General features: G+C 68.9%; 14 protein-coding genes. 11 read left to right on the top strand and 3 right to left on the bottom strand.

What is annotated here, in order from left to right:
- Positions 1 to 69 precede the first annotated feature (69 nt).
- The 5 genes from GTH33_RS02165 to GTH33_RS02145 are packed head-to-tail and all read left to right on the top strand — an operon-like array spanning position 70 to position 6,871.
- On the top strand, positions 70 to 1,056 hold the full coding sequence (locus tag GTH33_RS02165; protein WP_163956895.1) for an AAA family ATPase: 987 nt from the start codon (positions 70 to 72) through the stop codon (positions 1,054 to 1,056).
- Positions 1,049 to 1,921, top strand: a complete 873-nt coding sequence (locus tag GTH33_RS02160) for a DUF58 domain-containing protein (protein ID WP_163956894.1) — start codon at positions 1,049 to 1,051, stop codon at positions 1,919 to 1,921. Before GTH33_RS02165 ends, GTH33_RS02160 begins: the two co-directional genes overlap by 8 nt.
- Positions 1,918 to 3,045 (top strand): BatA domain-containing protein, encoded by a 1,128-nt coding sequence (locus tag GTH33_RS02155; protein WP_163956893.1) that lies wholly within the window; start codon positions 1,918 to 1,920, stop codon positions 3,043 to 3,045. Before GTH33_RS02160 ends, GTH33_RS02155 begins: the two co-directional genes overlap by 4 nt.
- On the top strand, positions 3,042 to 5,144 hold the full coding sequence (locus tag GTH33_RS02150; RefSeq protein WP_163956892.1) for a DUF4175 domain-containing protein: 2,103 nt from the start codon (positions 3,042 to 3,044) through the stop codon (positions 5,142 to 5,144). The genes GTH33_RS02155 and GTH33_RS02150 overlap by 4 nt, the downstream gene beginning before the upstream one ends.
- Positions 5,141 to 6,871, top strand: a complete 1,731-nt coding sequence (locus GTH33_RS02145; protein WP_163956891.1) for a carboxypeptidase regulatory-like domain-containing protein — start codon at positions 5,141 to 5,143, stop codon at positions 6,869 to 6,871. The genes GTH33_RS02150 and GTH33_RS02145 overlap by 4 nt, the downstream gene beginning before the upstream one ends.
- On the opposite strand, the gene GTH33_RS02140 is transcribed toward GTH33_RS02145, so the two are convergent.
- The 3 genes from GTH33_RS02140 to GTH33_RS02130 form a co-directional block, all read right to left on the bottom strand.
- Positions 6,868 to 9,453 (bottom strand): sensor domain-containing protein, encoded by a 2,586-nt coding sequence (locus tag GTH33_RS02140; protein ID WP_163956890.1) that lies wholly within the window; start codon positions 9,451 to 9,453, stop codon positions 6,868 to 6,870. The genes GTH33_RS02145 and GTH33_RS02140 overlap by 4 nt on opposite strands.
- Before the next feature lie 112 nt (positions 9,454 to 9,565).
- On the bottom strand, positions 9,566 to 10,054 hold the full coding sequence (locus GTH33_RS02135; RefSeq protein WP_163956889.1) for a group I truncated hemoglobin: 489 nt from the start codon (positions 10,052 to 10,054) through the stop codon (positions 9,566 to 9,568).
- Positions 10,055 to 10,097: 43 nt separating this feature from the next.
- On the bottom strand, positions 10,098 to 10,949 hold the full coding sequence (locus GTH33_RS02130; RefSeq protein ID WP_208403955.1) for a DUF3034 family protein: 852 nt from the start codon (positions 10,947 to 10,949) through the stop codon (positions 10,098 to 10,100).
- Between the two features lie 154 nt (positions 10,950 to 11,103).
- Between GTH33_RS02130 and GTH33_RS02125 the strand changes: the two genes are divergently transcribed.
- The 6 genes from GTH33_RS02125 (at position 11,104) to GTH33_RS02105 (ending at position 17,367) form a co-directional block, all read left to right on the top strand.
- A complete protein-coding gene (locus GTH33_RS02125; RefSeq protein ID WP_243848161.1) occupies positions 11,104 to 11,661 on the top strand; it encodes a cupredoxin domain-containing protein in 558 nt (185 codons plus the stop codon).
- A complete protein-coding gene (locus GTH33_RS18095; protein ID WP_249054960.1) occupies positions 11,661 to 12,926 on the top strand; it encodes a HAMP domain-containing protein in 1,266 nt (421 codons plus the stop codon). Before GTH33_RS02125 ends, GTH33_RS18095 begins: the two co-directional genes overlap by 1 nt.
- Entirely contained in the window at positions 12,830 to 14,008 is a 1,179-nt protein-coding gene (locus GTH33_RS18090; RefSeq protein ID WP_249054958.1) for a putative bifunctional diguanylate cyclase/phosphodiesterase, read from the top strand. The genes GTH33_RS18095 and GTH33_RS18090 overlap by 97 nt, the downstream gene beginning before the upstream one ends.
- A 242-nt stretch (positions 14,009 to 14,250) precedes the next feature.
- A complete protein-coding gene (locus GTH33_RS02115; protein ID WP_163956886.1) occupies positions 14,251 to 15,219 on the top strand; it encodes an alpha/beta hydrolase in 969 nt (322 codons plus the stop codon).
- A 90-nt stretch (positions 15,220 to 15,309) separates the two neighbouring features.
- The gene (locus GTH33_RS02110; RefSeq protein WP_163956885.1) at positions 15,310 to 15,807 is read left to right on the top strand and encodes a methylated-DNA--[protein]-cysteine S-methyltransferase; all 498 of its coding nucleotides are present in this window, start codon (positions 15,310 to 15,312) and stop codon (positions 15,805 to 15,807) included.
- 222 nt (positions 15,808 to 16,029) lie between these two features.
- Positions 16,030 to 17,367, top strand: a complete 1,338-nt coding sequence (locus tag GTH33_RS02105) for a dicarboxylate/amino acid:cation symporter (protein WP_163956884.1) — start codon at positions 16,030 to 16,032, stop codon at positions 17,365 to 17,367.
- Positions 17,368 to 17,447: the final 80 nt, after the last annotated feature.

The raw sequence follows: 17,447 nt of genomic DNA, 5'->3' as shown, positions 1-17,447 counted from the left end.
CCAGGGTGGCATGCCCGCGATGCTGGATCGCTGCGTCGCGTCGCTCCTCGCAAGGGCGGGGTCCGTGGCATGACCGAAGCCGATATCGAAGTGCGCCTGTCCGGGCTCGCCGACCTGCGCGCCGCGATCGGGCAGGCGATCGTCGGGCAGGCGGCGGTGGTCGAGCAGCTGCTGATCGGGCTGATCGCCGGCGGCCATTGCCTGCTGGAGGGCGTGCCGGGCCTCGGCAAGACGTTGCTGGTCCGCTCGCTCGGCGAGGCGCTCCACCTCGATTTCCGCCGCGTCCAGTTCACGCCGGACCTGATGCCCAGCGACATCCTCGGCACCGAATTGCTCGAGGAGGACCATGGCACCGGCAAGCGCCACTTTCGCTTCCAGCAGGGTCCCGTCTTCACCAACCTGCTGCTCGCGGACGAACTCAACCGCACGCCGCCCAAGACGCAGGCGGCGCTGCTGGAGGCGATGCAGGAACGCACCGTCAGCTATGGCGGCACGACGCATGTGCTGCCGACGCCGTTCTTCGTACTCGCTACCCAGAACCCGATCGAACAGGCCGGCACCTATCCGCTGCCCGAAGCGCAACTCGATCGTTTCCTGCTCCACGTCCGGCTCGACTATCCGACCGAGGCGGAGGAGCGCGACATCCTTGCAGCGACCACCGGCAGCGGGCTGGCGACGGTGCCGCGGGTGATGTCGGGCGACGACGTGCTGGCGCTTCAGTCGCTGGTCCGCGATGTCCATCTTAGCCCCGATCTGCTCGACTGGATAACACGGTTGATCCGCGCCACGCGGCCGGGCGAGGCGATGCCGGACGCCGTGCGGAGTTACGTCCGCTGGGGCGCCGGCCCCCGCGCCGGCCAGTCGCTAGTCCTCGCCGCAAAGGCGCGCGCGTTGCTGCACGGCCGATTGGCGGCAACGCGTGAAGACGTCGCGGCGCTCGCTGCGCCGGTGCTGCGCCATCGTCTGATCCTCGCCTTTGCGGCGGAAGCGGAGGGGATCAGTCCCGATACCGTCGTCGACCGGCTGCTCGCCACGGTTCGAGGACCCGGTGCCTGACCTGATCCCGGCGGACGTCCGCCATCGGCTGAAAGGATTGAGCATCGTCGCCCGCCGCGCCATCGGCGATCGCGGACTGGGGATGCACGCCAGCCGCGCGCGTGGGTCCGGCCTGGAATTCGCGCAATATCGCGCCTACGAACACGGTGACGAACCGCGCCAGATCGACTGGAAGCTCTACGGCCGATCGGACAGGTTTTTCGTCAGCGAAGCCGAGCGCGAGAGCCCCGTCGCACTGTGGATACTGCTGGATGCGAGCGCATCGATGAATCAGGCCGATGCGGCGGGCAGCCGGCTGGATGCGGCAAAGGGCCTCGCCGCCGCGCTCGCCGAGCTGGCGCTGATGCATGGCGACCGTTTCGCGCTGGCGACGCTGCGCCCGGACGCTCTCGATCTGGTTCCCGCCGCTGGTGGCGCACGCCAGCGCGATCGGCTCCACATGGCGCTGCACGCGCTCAAGGCGCATGGCGGCTTTCCGGCAGAGACGACGCTGACGCCGCTATGGGATCGCATCGGCGGGCGCGACATCGTCGCGATCCTGTCCGATTGGTTCGATCCCGCGTGCCTCGAACTCGCACGCAGGCTGTCCGCGGCCGGACGCGACGTGCTGGCGATCCAGATCCTGACCGTCACGGAGCGCGATTTCGACCTCGACGGCGGATACAAATTCCGCGATCCGGAAACCGGCGAGGAACTGCTCGGCGATGCGGCGGCGTTGCGCGCCGACTATCTGGTCCGCTTCGGCGCTGCCCAGGCGGCACTCGCCGCCGCATGCGCCGCGGCTGGCATCCGCCATGCGACGCTCGTTCTCGACGAGCCGCTTGATACGCCGTTGCAGGCGTTGTTCGGACGCGCCGCCCGGTGAACCTGCTGTTTCCCCTTGGCTTGGCCGCGCTGGCGAGTGTGCTGGTGCCGCTGGCGCTGCACCTTGCGCGCCGCACCGAACAGCAGCCTTTCGATTTCGCCGCCTTGCTCTGGCTGCGCCAAAAGCCGCGTCCGCGGCATCGTCCGCGGTTCGACGAACGGCTGTTGCTGGCCGTACGCCTGTTGTTGCTGGCGGGTGTGGCGCTGACACTGGCCCAGCCGGTGCTGCCCGGCACCGAAGGCTCGGATGCGGTGATCGCCGTCGCCCCCGGTGCCACCGTGCCATCGTCTGGCACGGCACGCCGGGTCTGGCTCGCGCCCGGCTTTCCCGCGATCGACACGACACCGCCCGTCGGTCGGCAGCCGATCGCCAGCCTGATCCGCGAACTCGACGCGCAATTGCCGGCGAAGGCGCCGCTGACCATCGTCGTCCCTCATATATTGGACGGCGCAGACGCGGAACGGCCGCGGATGTCGCGTGCCGTGACGTGGCGGATCGACGGCCGGGGGACGGCGCCGGCTGCGATCGCCATGTCCTTACGGCCGATCGTTCGATACGATGCTGCGCTGCCCGGCTATCGCTATATCGCCGCCGCGGTTCGTGCACTCGGCGGCACCGACGTCGGCGCCCTGTCGGCAGTGCTTCCGTCCGTGGATGACGCGGTCGATGCGCCGGCCGGGCCTGCGCTCGTCTGGCTTGGCGCGGGCGCATTGCCCACCAGGGTCAACGCCCTCGCAAGGGCTGGCGGCATCGTGCTGGTCGCGTCCGCGTCGACGATACCGGCGGCACCATCGACGGTCATCTGGCGCGACACAGACGGATCGGCGTTGGTCGAGGCTCAGCCGCTGGGCCGCGGCCGGATCCTTCGCTTTACTCGCCCGCTCACGCCGCCGGCCATGCCGGCGTTGCTGGAACCGGACTTTCCCCGTCGCCTTGCCGCGTTGTTCGCCGCCGCGCCCGATCCGGGCCGTGTCCCTGCGAGCGCCTACACGCCCGTGCGCGGTGCGCCGGCGCCATCGCCGCCCGCCCGCCCGCTCTCTCCCTGGCTTGCCGTCGCCGTCGCGGCGGTATTTTGTGTCGAACGCTGGTTGGCCACCCGCTCGACCCGCGCGCCGTCACCATGAACGCCGATGCACGGACCGACCGCTGGACGCGTCCGGCGCGGTGCCTCGTCTGGCAGCGGACGGTGGCGGTTGGCGTGCCGCTCGCCATCCTCGGCACAGCCATTGTCTGGCGATTCGGTGGCATCCTGCCGGCGCTCGTCGTCCTGGCGGTGGCGCTCGCATGCGTGGCGGCGATCGCGCAGGTCCGCGGCCGCCGGTTCGATCGCCGCTGGCTGATCGCGGCGCTCGATGCTGCCCGCCCTGATCTGGAGGACAGCAGCGACCTGCTCTTCGCCGCATCCGACACGCTTACCCCGTTGCAGCGCGTCCAGCGCGACCGTATCGCCGCCCGCGTCGACGCCGTGGCGATGCCGCCGCTCGCCGTGCCGCACGGTCGCGGAGGTGTCGTCATCCTTGCCGCGATCAGTCTGATGGCCGCAGCACTCGTCGCGGCCTGGCCTGACCGACCCGGTGCCGCGCTCGCACCGGCGGAGGAAGGATTGCCCGCGCTTCGCGGCGTCCCCCGCCTGACCGCACAGGCGCTGGAGGTGGTGCCGCCTGCCTATACCGGCCTGCCGCCCAGATCGTCGAAGATCCTCGATGTGCGCGTGCCGGCGGGATCGCAGCTGCGCTGGACGCTGCGGTTCGCACCCGACCCCCGCGATGCCGCGCTGGCGACGATCGGACATGCGGCGATCGCGCTGCGCCACGAGCGTCGCGACTGGCTGGCGACGTATCGCGCGGACGCATCGCTATTGTATCGTGTCGCCGCCGCCGGGGCGGAACGGGCCGGACTGCCGCCGCTGCACCGGATCGATACCATCGCCGATCGCCCACCGCAGGTCCGTCTCGATACGCCGAATGTGCCGCTGACCGTGCTATCCGCCGGCCAGCGCAGCGCCGTCGTCGCCTTTGTCGCGACCGACGATTACGGCGTTGGCGCCAGCGCTCGCCTGCGCATCGTCGTCGCGCAAGGCGAGGGCGAGAACGTCCGTTTTTCCGAACGCCTCTTGACCCTGTCCGGTAGCGGCGGTCCGCGCGAACGCCGTTTCACCACACGGCTCGATTTTCGCGCGCTCGGGTTCACGGAAGCCGGCGACGTCGTCGCGCAACTGATCGTCGCCGACACCCGTGCGCCATCGGCGCAGCAGGTGCGCGGCCCCAGCATCATCCTGCGGCGCCCCGCCGCGGTCGCCCAGGGCGGTGGCCTGGAGGCGATGACCCGCCAGGTCATGCCAGCCTATTTTCGCAGCCAGCGCCAGATCATCATCGATGCGGAGGCGCTGCTCGCCGAACGCCCACGCCCGCGGGCCGATCGTTTCCTGTCGCGCTCCGATGCGATCGGCGCCGATCAGCGACTGCTGCGCATGCGCTATGGCCAGTTCATGGGCGAGGAGGTCGGCGGCGGCGCAACCAATGCGATGCCGACCAACGACGACGAGGATGACGCGAAGGTCGCGGGCGCGGAGGCCGATCACGATCACCCCGCCGCCGCCACCGCCGGCTTGGGCGTCACCGAAGACGTGACCGCGGAATATGGCCATACGCATGACGAAGCCGAGGCCGCGACGCTGCTCGATCCAGGCACGCGCGCGACACTGCGCCAGGCGCTCGACAATATGTGGCAATCCGAACGCGCGCTGCGTCAGGGCGAACCGCGTCAGGCCTTGCCCTTCGCCTACAAGGCGCTGCGGTTCATCAAGCAGGTGCAGCAGGCGACGCGCATCTTTCTTGCGCGGACCGGCACCGATCTGCCCGCGGTCGACATGGCGCGGCGGATGACCGGCGAGCGTGGCGCGATGGGGACACGGGTGCTGCCGTCGGCCGCCGCCGATCCGGTCGATGCGACCCCCGCCGCAATCTGGCGGGCGCTCGACGGACCGCGGCAGGATGCGGCGCTCGACGCGCTGTCGCGCTGGCTGCGCGCCAGCCCCGGTGTCGCCGATCCGCTGGCGCTGGCCGGCGCGATCGACACGGTGCGGCGCCGGCCGGACTGCAGCCGCTGTCGCGAAGCCTTGCGCGCGCAGATGTGGCAGGTGTTGCCCCGCCCGGTGCCCGGCCTGGCACGCCGCGGTGACGGCGGCGTGGTCGGTCGCCGCTATCTGGATGCGTTGCCATGACCCCGGACCGGCTCGTGGCGATGCTGCTGGTGATCGCGGTGGTCGCGGCATGGTGTCGTTTATGGCTGTGGCAGCGCGGAGCGCCGGTACGCAGCCCGTCGTGGCGGGTCGCTGCCCTGGCCGCGTTGCAGCCGGTGCTCGCCGGCGCGCTCTACCTCACGCTCTTCGCACCGTCCCGGCAGATCACCGCCGATACGCTGGTGATCGCGACCGAGGGTGCACCGCGGCTGATCCAGACCGGCACAGGCGAAACGATCGTCGCCCTGCCCGAAGCCGGCGCCATACCCGGTGCACAGCGTGAACCCGATCTTGCCACCGCATTGCGCCGCCATACCGCTGCCGCCGCGATCCGCATCGTCGGCAGCGGCCTCGTCGCGCGCGATCGACCGGCAGCGGCACGAATGACGGTGACCTATGCCGCACCCTCCGTGCCGCGGGGACTCGTCGCGCTCACGCCGCCCGGGCCGGTTGCGCCCGGCGCGCGCTTCGACGTGCTTGCCCGTATCGAGGGCGGTGGCAGTGCCACCCTGGTCGATCCTGCCGGCCGCGTCGTCGATACCGCCCGGCCGGACGCCGACGGCAACGTCGTCCTGCATGGCGTTGCGCGGGTCGCCGGTATCGCGCTGTTCGGGTTGCGCCTGACCGGTGGCGATACCGCAGCGGTGCCGGTCGTCACCGTCGCGGCGGCACCCGCCAGGGCAGTGATCCTCGCCGGCGCGCCGGGGCCCGAAGTCAAATTCCTGCGTCGTTGGGCCGCCGATGCGGGCCTGACGTCGCAGGAGCAATTGGCGGTGGGCGGCGGCCTCGCGCTCGGCGAGGCACCGACGACATTTGCCGGATACGATCTCGCCGTGCTCGACGATCGCAGCTGGACGGCACTCGGCGGCGGCGCCCGTGCCGCTCTGGTGCAGGCGGTGCGCGGCGGCATGGGGTTGATCGTGCGCCTGACCGGGCCGGTGCCGCACAACTGGCAGGTGGCTGGGCTCGCCACCGGCGGCGGTGCCAGCATCGTGCCGTTGCGCCTGGCGCCCGCCGCACCGAGCCAGGCGGCGCTCGACGCGCGGCGCGGCCCCGGCAGCCGCGATGCCCCGGCGTCGCTCGCCGCGCCGCTTGACGAGGTGCCGGAGCTCAGCCGCGTCGCCACCACGATCGGCGGCATTCCGCTGCTCCGCGATGCACGCGGCACGCCGTTCGCCGCCTGGCGCAATGTCGGCCGCGGACGCGTGGCGATCGTCAGTCTGGTCGACAGCTTCGCGCTGGTCACCAGCGGCAACGGCGATGCCTATGCCGACCTCTGGAGCACGCTCGCCACGACGATCGGGCGCGCCGGCTCCTCCGGTGCCGGTCCCGGCTCCGAGACGCTTGCCTGGGCCGGGCAGCGCACGATCGTCTGCGATATCCCCGCCGCCGGCGCCACTGCCGTCGCACCCGATGGCGCGACGACCGCATTGCTCGCCGATCCTGCCGCACGAGGCTGCGCGGGATATTGGCCACGGCTGCCCGGCTGGCACCGCATCGCCGGCGGCCTGCGCTACATCCATGCCGCCGGCGCCTTGCCACAGGTGCGCGCCGCCGAGCGACGCGATGCGACGCTGGCGCTGGTCGGCGATCGTGCCGCGTCGATCGCCGGGGCGCGGGGGGACGACCATGCACCGTCATGGCGCTGGTTCCTGCTGTTCCTCGCTGCCGTCGGCCTGACGTGGTGGCTGGAGCGTCGCCGCCGCTAGCGCCAGCCGACCTGCCGCATCGCCATCGCGCGGTGCAATGCGTCCGGTACGAGTTCGCGCGGCACGCTCTTCCCGAACAGATATCCCTGCGCCATGTCGCATCCCCGGTCGAGCAGGTAGCGCGCCTGCGCGGCGGTCTCGACACCCTCCGCCACCACCGTCATGCCCAGTCGGTGGCCCAGCGCGACCACCGCATCTATGATCGCCGCATCGCCCGGATCGGTGTCGAGATTGCTGACGAAGCTTCGGTCGATCTTGATGGTGTGGACGGGAAACGCCTTGAGGTGGGTCAGCGAGGCATAGCCGGTACCGAAATCGTCCAGCGCGATGTGCACGCCCTCGCGGCTGAACGTCTCCAGCGTAGTCGCGACGCATTCCGCGCCACGCCCGACGAAGACGGTTTCCGTTACCTCCAGCTCCAGCCGTTCCACCGGCACCCGGGCGCGTACCAGCCGCCCGAGAATGCGGTCGGCCAGATCCTCGCGGCGGAATTCGGCCGGTGACAGGTTGAAGGCGATCCGCCCGAAGTCGATGCCGTCGTCCAGCCAGCGCCGCATGTCCGCGACGATCGCCGACAGCATTTGCTCGCTCAGGTCGATCGCCAGTTCCAGGTCCTCGAACGCAGCGGCGATGGTCGCGGGCGATTGCGGCCCCAGCGACGGGTGACGCCAGCGCAGCAGCGCCTCGAACCCGCAGACGTGGCCGCTGTCGAGCGCCACCTTGGGCTGGTAGAAGGGCATCAGCCGGTCATCGCGGATGACGTCGCGGGCGATGCTCAACATCGATGAACGGCGTTGCAGGTCGGCGCGCATGTGTGGCTCGAACGTCGCCAGACTGCCTCGCGCCTGCGCCTTGGCGGCATAGAGCGCGATATCGGCGGACTTCAGCAGTTCGGCCGCGTTGGCGCCATGCGTGGGAAACAGCGAACCGCCCGCGGTCGCTTGGCAATCGAGGATCCGGCCGTCGTGCGACAAGGGTTCGCGCACCACCCGCAACGCCGCCTGTACGCTTGCGATGACCCGCCCCGCATCGCCGTCATGTTCGATGACCGCACCGAATTCGTCGCCACCCAGGCGGGCGAGCGCACAGTGGTCGCCCAACGCACCGCGCAGCCGTTCGCCGAAGGTACGCAGCACGACATCGCCCGCATCGTGACCGACCGTATCGTTCGTTTCCTTCAGGTGATCCACATCGAACAGCACCAGCGCCAATCCATGGCCCAATCGCTCGGCCTGTTCGATCGCGCTTTCCAGCCGCTCGCCGAACGCCGCCCGATTGGGCAGGCCGGTCAGCGCATCGTGATGCGCGGCAAAGCGGATCCGATCCTCGGCGGTGCGTTCCTCGGTGACGTCGCGGGTGGTGACGAGCACCCGGCTCAACACGCCCGATGGCGCCTCGATCCGCCATCCGCCGGTCTTGATCCAGCGTTCCTCGCCGGTATCGGCGCGATGGATGCGCAGCATCGTCTCGAAACGATGATTCCCGTCGCCCGCCTCGACGGCGGACACCAGCGCCTGCAACCGGTGGCGGTCGGCCGGAATGACCAGCGCCAGCGCCACGTCGACACTCGCCGGCTGGGACAATGGCAGGCCCAGCATAGCCTTGAACTCGTCGGACCATTCGCGCCGATCTCCCAGCGCGTCGTAATCCCAGATGCCGAGTCCGGCGGCATGGGCGGCCAGCCGGAACCGCTCCTCGCTTTCGCGCAAGGCATCCTCGGTCAGTTTGCGGTCGTGGATGTCCTCCAGGGTGCCATACCAGCGCAGGACCTCGCCAGCCGCGTCCAGCCGCGCCGCGGCGCGTGCCCTGAACCAGCGATAGCCGCAATGCGGCGTGCGCAGCCGGTATTCGACGTCCACCGTCCCCCTGGTCGCGATGGCCTGTGCCCAGATGCTTTCTGTCGGCGCGACGTCGTCGGGGTGGAGCGAGGCCAGCCAGCGGCCGCCCATCGCATCGCAAGCCTCGCCGCCGGTCACCACCGTCCATTGCGAACTCACCGCATCGATCTGGCCATCGGCGCGCGCGGTCCAGCTGATCTGCGGATTGAGTTCGACGGTATGGCGATAATGTTCCTCGCTCTCGCGCAGTTCGGCCTCGGCCGCCCGGCGCGCGGTGACGTCCTGCGCCAGCGTGATGGTAGAGGCGGCGATGCCCGCGCTATCGCAGACGAAAGAGACGTTGACCTCGCACCAGATCACGCTGCCGTCCGGGCGTATGAAGCGCGTTTCCACCTCGAACGGGGCGGATCGCGCCATATGGGCACGATAGGTCGCCAGCACCTGCGGCAGGTCGTCAGCATGGATGAAGCTTTCCAGCGAAAGGCTGGACAGATCGGCGGCACGGCGGCCCGTCAATTCGCAGAAGCGGGCATTGACGTTCAGCGCGCGCTGCTCGCGGTCGAGGTGCAGCAGGCCGATCCGCGCCCTGCTCAGCGCATCGATCAATGGGAGCGTGCGATTGCCGCCGGCAATGGATGCGCTCGTGCCACCAGGGGATGCACGGTGCCGCACCGACCCGATGCCGCAGTCTGCGACGTCGTACGTTTCGACGCGGTCGAACCCCCTCTCGTCCCAACGATCCACATCCACTCCTTCCAGCGCCACGCTGTGGGTGGGGCATCGGGTGTGGTCACTTAACGATCTGTAACAAAACCATTTTGAGGAGGATTGGGGGAATGCGTTCGCGCGGTGTCGGTCACTCTTTGGGACGTGGTCCGCGAATCTTCACGATGTCGCGATCCATGGGCGCCAGCTTGGCCAGAAACCGGTTCTGAGCGGCGAAGCCGACATGTTCCTCGCGCATCGCAGCCTGCAGATTCTCGACCAGCGCGGCCAGATCCGCATGCTGCACGCCCATGTCGGCATGCGCGGGCCGCATCGCCCGTCCGGTGTATCGGCAGCCGCCGCCCAGGATATAACAGAACTGCTCCTTCAATACGCGGCGCAGGCGGACAAGGTCCTGGCCCTTGAAGATGTCGCTGATCCGCGGATCGACGATATTGCGCGCCACCAGGCCATCGACGATCCGATCGACGCCGGCCTGTTGATGAAAGGCGCGCCACATGCCGTCACCCTTGAACGGCGTGGCGCCGGCATTGGCATCGGACTGGACATAGGGTGCGACCGGCTGTTCGTCGGCGGGAGGCGCGACTTGCAGGCTGAGGAGCAGCAGGGGGACGATCATGATCGGGTCTCGGGGGGCGAAGAGGAGAGGTGGACGGGTGGGGTCAGAACCCGCCCTGCACGGACAGGAACAGGCCGCGCTGGTTGCGTACGGTCGCGATATCGCCGAGGTCGACGTAAGCGGCGGTGAGCGACACGTTGCGATGCACCGCCCAGGCCGCGAACAGGTCGTAGCTGTCGTCTTCTTCGGCGAAGCCCAGATTGTCGGGCTTCGTGCGATATTCCGCGCCGACGACCAGCTTGCGGGTCAGCATCTTGGCGAGCGACCCTTCGAACTGTGCGGTCCGGTCGTTCTGCCGCGGCCCGCCAAAGCCGAGCAGGCCGAACTGGTTGGCCTTGGTCAGGCGCAGCGTCGCATCCGCGACGATGCCCTGCGCCAACCACAATTTGGTGGCGGCGACGTAAAAGTCTGCGCTCTTGTCCCCGTCGGCTCCGACCGCCTTCACCACGGCGCGTCGTTCGGCGATCCGGTACTGCACGCCCGCGGAAACCTGTGGCAGCATCGTGTCCTGCGCCCAGACGGCATCGCCGACCAGCTTGACCTTGGCACCGACGATATGCTGTCCGAACGTAAAGCCGCGACCGAGGCCCAGTGCCGCGCCCGCGGCACGGGTGTCGAACCGCTGATAGGCATAGGACAGCTCGATCCGGTCGGACAGGCCGATCGCGGCCCCCGCGCTGCTCAGATCGAAATCGGGCAGCGCGACATAGGTGGCATGCGCGGTGCCGCCGATCCCGTCTTCGGTTTCGTTGCCCGCGATCACCGCCCAGGATGCAAGGCCGCCGCCCGCCGCGCCATCGACCGTCGACACACCGTTGGTGAGCAGCAGCTTGCCGCCGCCACGTCGCTGGTTGGCAGCGGCAGGCCCGGCCAGCATCGTGAGCGCGGCCAGCATCGTGGCCAGGCGTATCGTGTTCGTTCCCGACATGACCCGCCTGTGCAGCCGATGTGGTAAACGTTCGGTAAGGGCGGCCTTTAGAATTCGGCAATGTCGCCCGTTCTACAGGCCTTGGATGTACTGCAAGTCCATTTTGGCCGCTTCGGTCCTAATGTCCCTGTCCGCCGGGGCCGGTGCCGCGACGGTGTCGATCACCGTCCGCAACGCCGACGGATCGCCCCTGACCGACGGCGTCGTGCTGATCGACAGCACGGCCGCGGGGCGTCCCGTGCCGCATGGACCCTATGTCATGGAGCAGAAGCAGATCGCGTTTCAGCCGCATGTGCTGATCGTGCCGGTCGGTGCGCAGGTCGCGTTTCCCAACCGCGATCTCGTGCGGCATCACGTCTATTCGTTTTCCAAGGCCAAGCGGTTCGACCTCAAGCTGTACGGACGCGAGGACCAGCGCAGCATCGTGTTCGATACGCCCGGCGTCGTCGCCCTCGGCTGCAATATCCATGATACAATGAGCGGCTTCGTCATCGTCACCGCCACGCCATTCTATGCGCGGACCGATACGGCCGGTCGCGTGACGATCGCGGGCGTGCCCGCCGGGCCGGTGACGGTGCGATTGTGGTCTCCGTCGGTCCGCGCCGCTGGCAACACCCTGAGTCAGGCGGCGACGGTTCCGGCCGCCGGCTATGCCACGACGCTGACGATCCGCCGCTGATGCCCATGCCTCGCCTGCGGTTTCGCACGCTCAGGGGGCGGTTGGCGGTGCTGTACACCGGGATGTTCGCGCTTGCGCTGGCGGTACTGGGCGTCACGGCACAGGTGATGATCTGGACGCATGCGCGCGCGTCCGTGTCCGCGGAACTGGCGGCGAGCGGCAGCGTCTACGACGGATTGTGGGCGCTGAGGGCGAAGACGCTGACGGGAACCGCGGACGTCCTGTCGCGCGATTTTGGCTTTCGCACGGCGGTGGCGACCGGCGACCGGCCGACGATCGAATCGGCCCTAGCGACGCTGCGCGCCCGCGCCGGGGTGCAGCGCGCGATGCTGGTCGAACAGGACGGCAGCGTGATCGGCGCGACCGGACCGCTGGCGACGACCATTGCCGATCTGCCCGATCAGATGCAGGGCGGCCGCCACGATGCGGTGCTGGTCTCGCAAGGCCGCATCTATCGCGTCGTCGTGTCGCCGGTGCTGGCGCCGATGCAGATCGGTTCGGTCGTGCTCGCGCTTCCGCTGGACGCAGCGGAGATGCGCGGGCTCGAACGGCTGTCGGCGATCCCGCTCACCGCGACCATGCTGTACCGCGATGGTGCCGGCAGCTGGCAGTCGATGGACGGTTCGATCGACGCCGATCCGGGCGTCGATGCGCTGGTCGCCGCCTCGCAGCGCGAACGGTCGCTGATGACGCTCGCCTTGCCCAGCGGTCGCGCCTTCACCATCGCCAAGCCGCTTGCCGGGCCGAACGGCAGGGCCGATGCCGCCTTGCTGATCCGCTATCCGTTGCAGGCGGCGCTCGCCCCCTATCTGCCGCTGCAGGTCGGGCTGGCGCTTGCCGGCCTGATCGGTATCGCGCTGGTCGTATTCGGCAGCCTGCGGCTCGCCCGCAAGATCACGCAGCCGTTGTTCGAACTCGACGCCGCGGCGCGCACGCTCGAAGAGGGCGCCCGCACCGAGGTGACGGTCACCGGCGAAGACGAGATCGGCCGCCTCGCGCAGTCCTTCAACCGCATGTCGCAGGGCATCGTCGACCGCGAGAACCGCATTTCGCATCTCGCCTTCCACGACACGCTGACCGGCCTGCCCAACCGCACCTCGTTCCGCCAGGCGCTGGATCAGGCCCTCGCCCGCACGTCGCGCGCGGGCAGGGGGGGCAGCAGGTCGCCGTGCTGTGCCTCGACCTCGACGGGTTCAAGGGGGTCAACGACACGCTGGGCCATCCGGTCGGCGATGCGCTGCTGTGTACGCTGGGCACGCTGCTGACCCGGCTGGCGCCGGACGGGCTCGTATCCCGGCTGGGCGGCGACGAATTCGCGATCATCCTGTCGGGGTCCGTCGAGGCGGATCGGCCGCGCGGGCTGGCGCAGGCGATCCTCGATGCGGTCTCGCGTCCGCTGGAGGCGGCGGGCCATCGGATCGCTTCGGGCTTCAGCATCGGCATCGCGATGGCGCCAGCCGACGGCACCGACCCCGACCAGCTGCTGAAGAACGCCGACCTGGCGCTGTACCGCGCGAAAAAGGACGGCCGCGGCGTCTTCCGCTTCTTCGAAGAGGCGCTCGACATCGCCGCGCGCAAGCGCCGGCAGATGGAACTGGACCTGCGCGAGGCGTTGATGACCGGCCAGTTCCGGCTCAATTTCCAACCGATCTATGACCTGAAGGCCGACCGGATCGGGGGATTCGAAGCGTTGCTACGCTGGCACCATCCGACCCGCGGCGAGGTGTCGCCCGTCGAGTTCATCCCGGTGGCCGAGGATACCGGCCTGATCGGCGGCATCGGCGAATGGGTCCTGCACGAGGCGTGCCGCCACGCGGTCGACTGGCCCGACCATGTCCGCGTCGCCATCAACGTGTCGCCGCTGCAGTTCCGCAGCCAGGGCTTTGCCGCGATCGTCATGCAGGCGCTGTCGCGCAGTGGTTTGCCCGCACGCCGGCTGGAGGTCGAGATCACCGAATCGGTATTCCTGGACGGTGAGGACCACGTGCTGGCGCTGCTGCATCAGCTGCGCAATGTCGGCGTCCGGGTCGCGCTGGACGATTTCGGCACCGGTTACTCCTCGCTCAGCTACCTGCGCAGCTTTCCGTTCGACAAGATCAAGATCGATCGCTCGTTCGTCACCCACGTCGCCGACGATGCGAGCAGTGCCGCGATCGTGCGCGCGATCGTCGACCTTGCCGCGGCCCTGCATATGGAGATCACGGCAGAGGGCGTCGAGGATGCCGACCAGCTCGGCTGCCTGCGTGGCCAGGGCTGCGACAGCATCCAGGGTTTCCTGCTCAGCAAGCCCGTCGAATTCGATGCGATCGCCCGGCTGCTGCCGGCACGGCTGGCAAAGGCCGCCTAGCGCGGATCGACATTCAGCTGTCTACCTCCCCGGCGCAGGCCGGGACCCAGTTGGGGCAGTTGAACAATCAGGCGCTTCCCAGCGTCACAGCTGCTTTCCCGACTGGACCACGGCTTCCGTCGGGGAAGCAAGATGGTCCAAATGCCGCCGCGCCGTTTGAATGTCGATCCGGCCTAGAGGCATTGACCGGCCCCCTCCGGCTTGCAAGACCGACGTCATCGGTGGCTGGCGGGAGTGGGCGCATGGACGAACTGACACGGCGCGGCCTGATCGGAAGCGCGGCCGCCATGGCGTTCGCCGGACCCGCCTTTGCCCAGACCGATGCGGGTGACGAGGTCGTGCCGCTCTGGCCCGGTGCCATCCCCGGCGCGCGGGGCACCCGCATCGTGCGCAAGGTCAACGATCGGGCGAAAACGGCGGCGACGCACGATCGGTCGATCACCGGCATCGATGCGCCCGCGCTCGTGGTGAAGCGGCCGGCGCGGCCGAACGGTTCGGCGGCGCTGTTGCTGCCGGGTGGTGGCTATGGGTTCCTGTCCTACGATAACGAAGGGATCGAACAGGCCCGCTGGCTGAACGCGCTGGGCGTGACCTGCTTCATCCTGTTGTACCGCTTGCCTGCCGAGGGCTGGACCGACCGGCATCTGGTGCCATTGCAGGATGCGCAGCGCGCGATGCGCGTGATCCGCGCCGGCGCCGCCCGGTTCGGGGTGGAGCCGCAACGTATCGCCGTGCTCGGCTTTTCCGCCGGCGGACACCTTGCCGGATCGTTGGCGACCCGACATGCGGAGGCGACCTATACGCCCGTCGATGCCGCCGACCGGCTGTCGGCGCGGCCCGACGTGGCCGGCCTGATCTACCCGGTGATCGCGATGGACCCGGCGACCACCCACAAGGGATCGCACGACAACCTGCTCGGGCCGTCGCCCGATCCGGCGTTGATGGCTGCGGCATCGGTGGAGCGGCGGGTGACGGCGGACACGCCACCGGTGTTCCTGACCCATGCCGGCGACGATGCGACGGTGCCGGTCGCCAACAGCCTGACGATGTACGCGGCCTTGCTGGCGGCGAAGCGGCCGGCGGAATTGCATGTGTTCGACGAGGGCGGCCACGGCTTTGGCGTGCGATTGGCCAAGGGGGTGCCGGCATCCGCCTGGCCGACGCTGTTCACCGCATATGCGAAGCGCAAGGGTGTGTTCCCCGCTCCATAGGGTGCAGTCCGCGCGTTCGCCGCGACGGACGTGGGGGCGGGAAGGGGCGCGTTCCGTTCGCTTTCGCGGTCGATCGGGATATGTCGGGGCGTGACGCTCGCGACCACCTGCATCGATTCGCCCGTCGGCCGTCTGACACTGGTGGCGAGCGATGCCGGTCTGGTCGCCGTCCTGTGGCCCGGCGACGATCCGTCGCGGGTGCGGCTGGGGGTGGCGGCGCGTGACGATACCCATCCGGTGCTGATCGCCGCCGCGGACCAGTTGCACGGCTATTTCGCGGGGGAGCGCACGAGGTTCGACCTGCCGCTCGATTGGCGCGGCACCGATTTCCAGAAGCGGGTGTGGGCGGCGCTGCTGACGATCCCCTACGGCGAGACGCGCAGCTACGGCGCCGTAGCGCAGGCGATCGGCGCCCCCACCGCATCGCGCGCGGTCGGGGCGGCAAATGGCCGTAACCCGATCTCGATCATCGCGCCCTGCCACCGCGTGGTCGGCGCCGGCGGGCGGTTGACCGGCTTCGCGGGCGGGCTGGATGCGAAGGCGACGTTGCTGGCGTTGGAACGCCGGGCGGGTGAACTGCCATTCTGAGGCGACCGCCGGAAAGTGTGCAGGAATCGGCACACTTTGGGCCGCTTTCGACTCGCTACTGGGAAGCCATGTGCGGCGAAATTCCCTAAATTGCTGTTTTATAATCACAATTTATTGTGCGTTACGCCGTTGTCGCGGCCTTGGCCGGCAAGGCATGGTCGGTCGACGCCAAAGGGCCATCAAGAGCCCGTTCGCGTTGCCCCAGAGGATGAAAGGCTGCCCATGACCATCAGCATCGCGCAAGCGCCCGTTACGTCGCCGGCGGCGAAGCCGTGGTACGCGCAATTGTATTTGCAGGTGCTGGTCGCGATCATCGCGGGCGTCCTGCTGGGCCATTTCGCGCCGCAGACGGGCGAGGCGATGAAGCCGGTCGGCGATGCGTTCATCAAGCTGGTGAAGATGGTCATCGCACCCGTCATCTTCCTCACCATCGTCACCGGTATCGCCGGCATGCGCGACCTCGGCGCGGTCGGCCGCGTCGCGGGCAAGGCGTTCGTATACTTTCTGTTCTTTTCCACGCTGGCGCTGATCGTCGGGCTGATCGTCGCCAACGTGGTGCGGCCGGGATCGGGGCTCAACATCGATCCTGCCAGCCTCGATTCCAGCAAGGTCGCCGAATTCGCCGAAAAGGCGCATGACAGCACGATCACCGGCTTCCTGACGGGGATCATCCCCGACACGTTCCTGTCGTCGCTGACCCAGGGCAACATCCTGCAGGTGCTGTTCGTGTCGATCCTGTTCGGCATCGCGCTGGCGCTGATCGGCGATCGCGGCACCAAGGTGCTGAGCGTCCTCGAGGACGTGTCGCTCGCCTTCTTCAAGGTGGTCAGCATCGTCATGAAGGCAGCCCCGATCGGCGCGTTCGGCGCGATGGCGTTCACCATCGGCAAATACGGCGTCGGCACGCTCGCCAATCTCGCGATGCTGGTGGGCACCTTCTACTTCACCTCGCTGCTGTTCGTGCTGGTCGTGCTCGGCACCGTCAGCTGGCTGTGCGGTTTCTCGATCCTGCGCCTCATCGCGTACCTCAAGGCCGAACTGCTGCTTGTGCTCGGTACCTCGTCGTCGGAAAGCGCGCTGCCGGCGCTGATCGAGAAGATGGAGCGTGCCGGCTGTCCCAAGTCGATCGTCGGGCTGGTCGTTCCCACCGGTTATTCATTCAACCTGGACGGGACCAACATCTACATGACGCTGGCGGCGCTGTTCATCGCCCAGGCCTGCAACGTCGACCTGACACTAGGCCAGCAATTGCTGCTGCTGTCGGTAGCGATGCTGTCGTCGAAGGGGGCGGCGGGCGTCACCGGCGCGGGCTTCATCACGCTGGCGGCAACGCTGTCGATCGTGCCGAGCGTGCCGGTCGCGGGCATGGCTCTGATCCTTGGCGTCGACCGGTTCATGAGCGAATGCCGCAGCCTGACCAACTTCATCGGCAACGCGGTCGCCACGGTCGTCGTGTCGCGCTGGGAAGGCGCGCTGGACAGCGAACAGCTGGATGCGGCCCTGCATGGCCGGGCGCCGCGCATCGACCAGCTGCCGGCCGACGCGGTTCCCGCCGAATAATCGCGCGCCTCGTCTCCACTCTCCCGCGGCCGCTCCTCCCTCTTCCGACGGATGAGGGAGGGGACAGCGAAGCGTTTGAA

This window comes from Sphingomonas insulae (assembly GCF_010450875.1).
GTDB classification, from domain to species: Bacteria; Pseudomonadota; Alphaproteobacteria; order Sphingomonadales; family Sphingomonadaceae; genus Sphingomonas; species Sphingomonas insulae.
The sequence above is the reverse complement of the archived record's forward strand: the minus strand, read 5'-3'. Positions and strand labels throughout refer to the sequence as shown.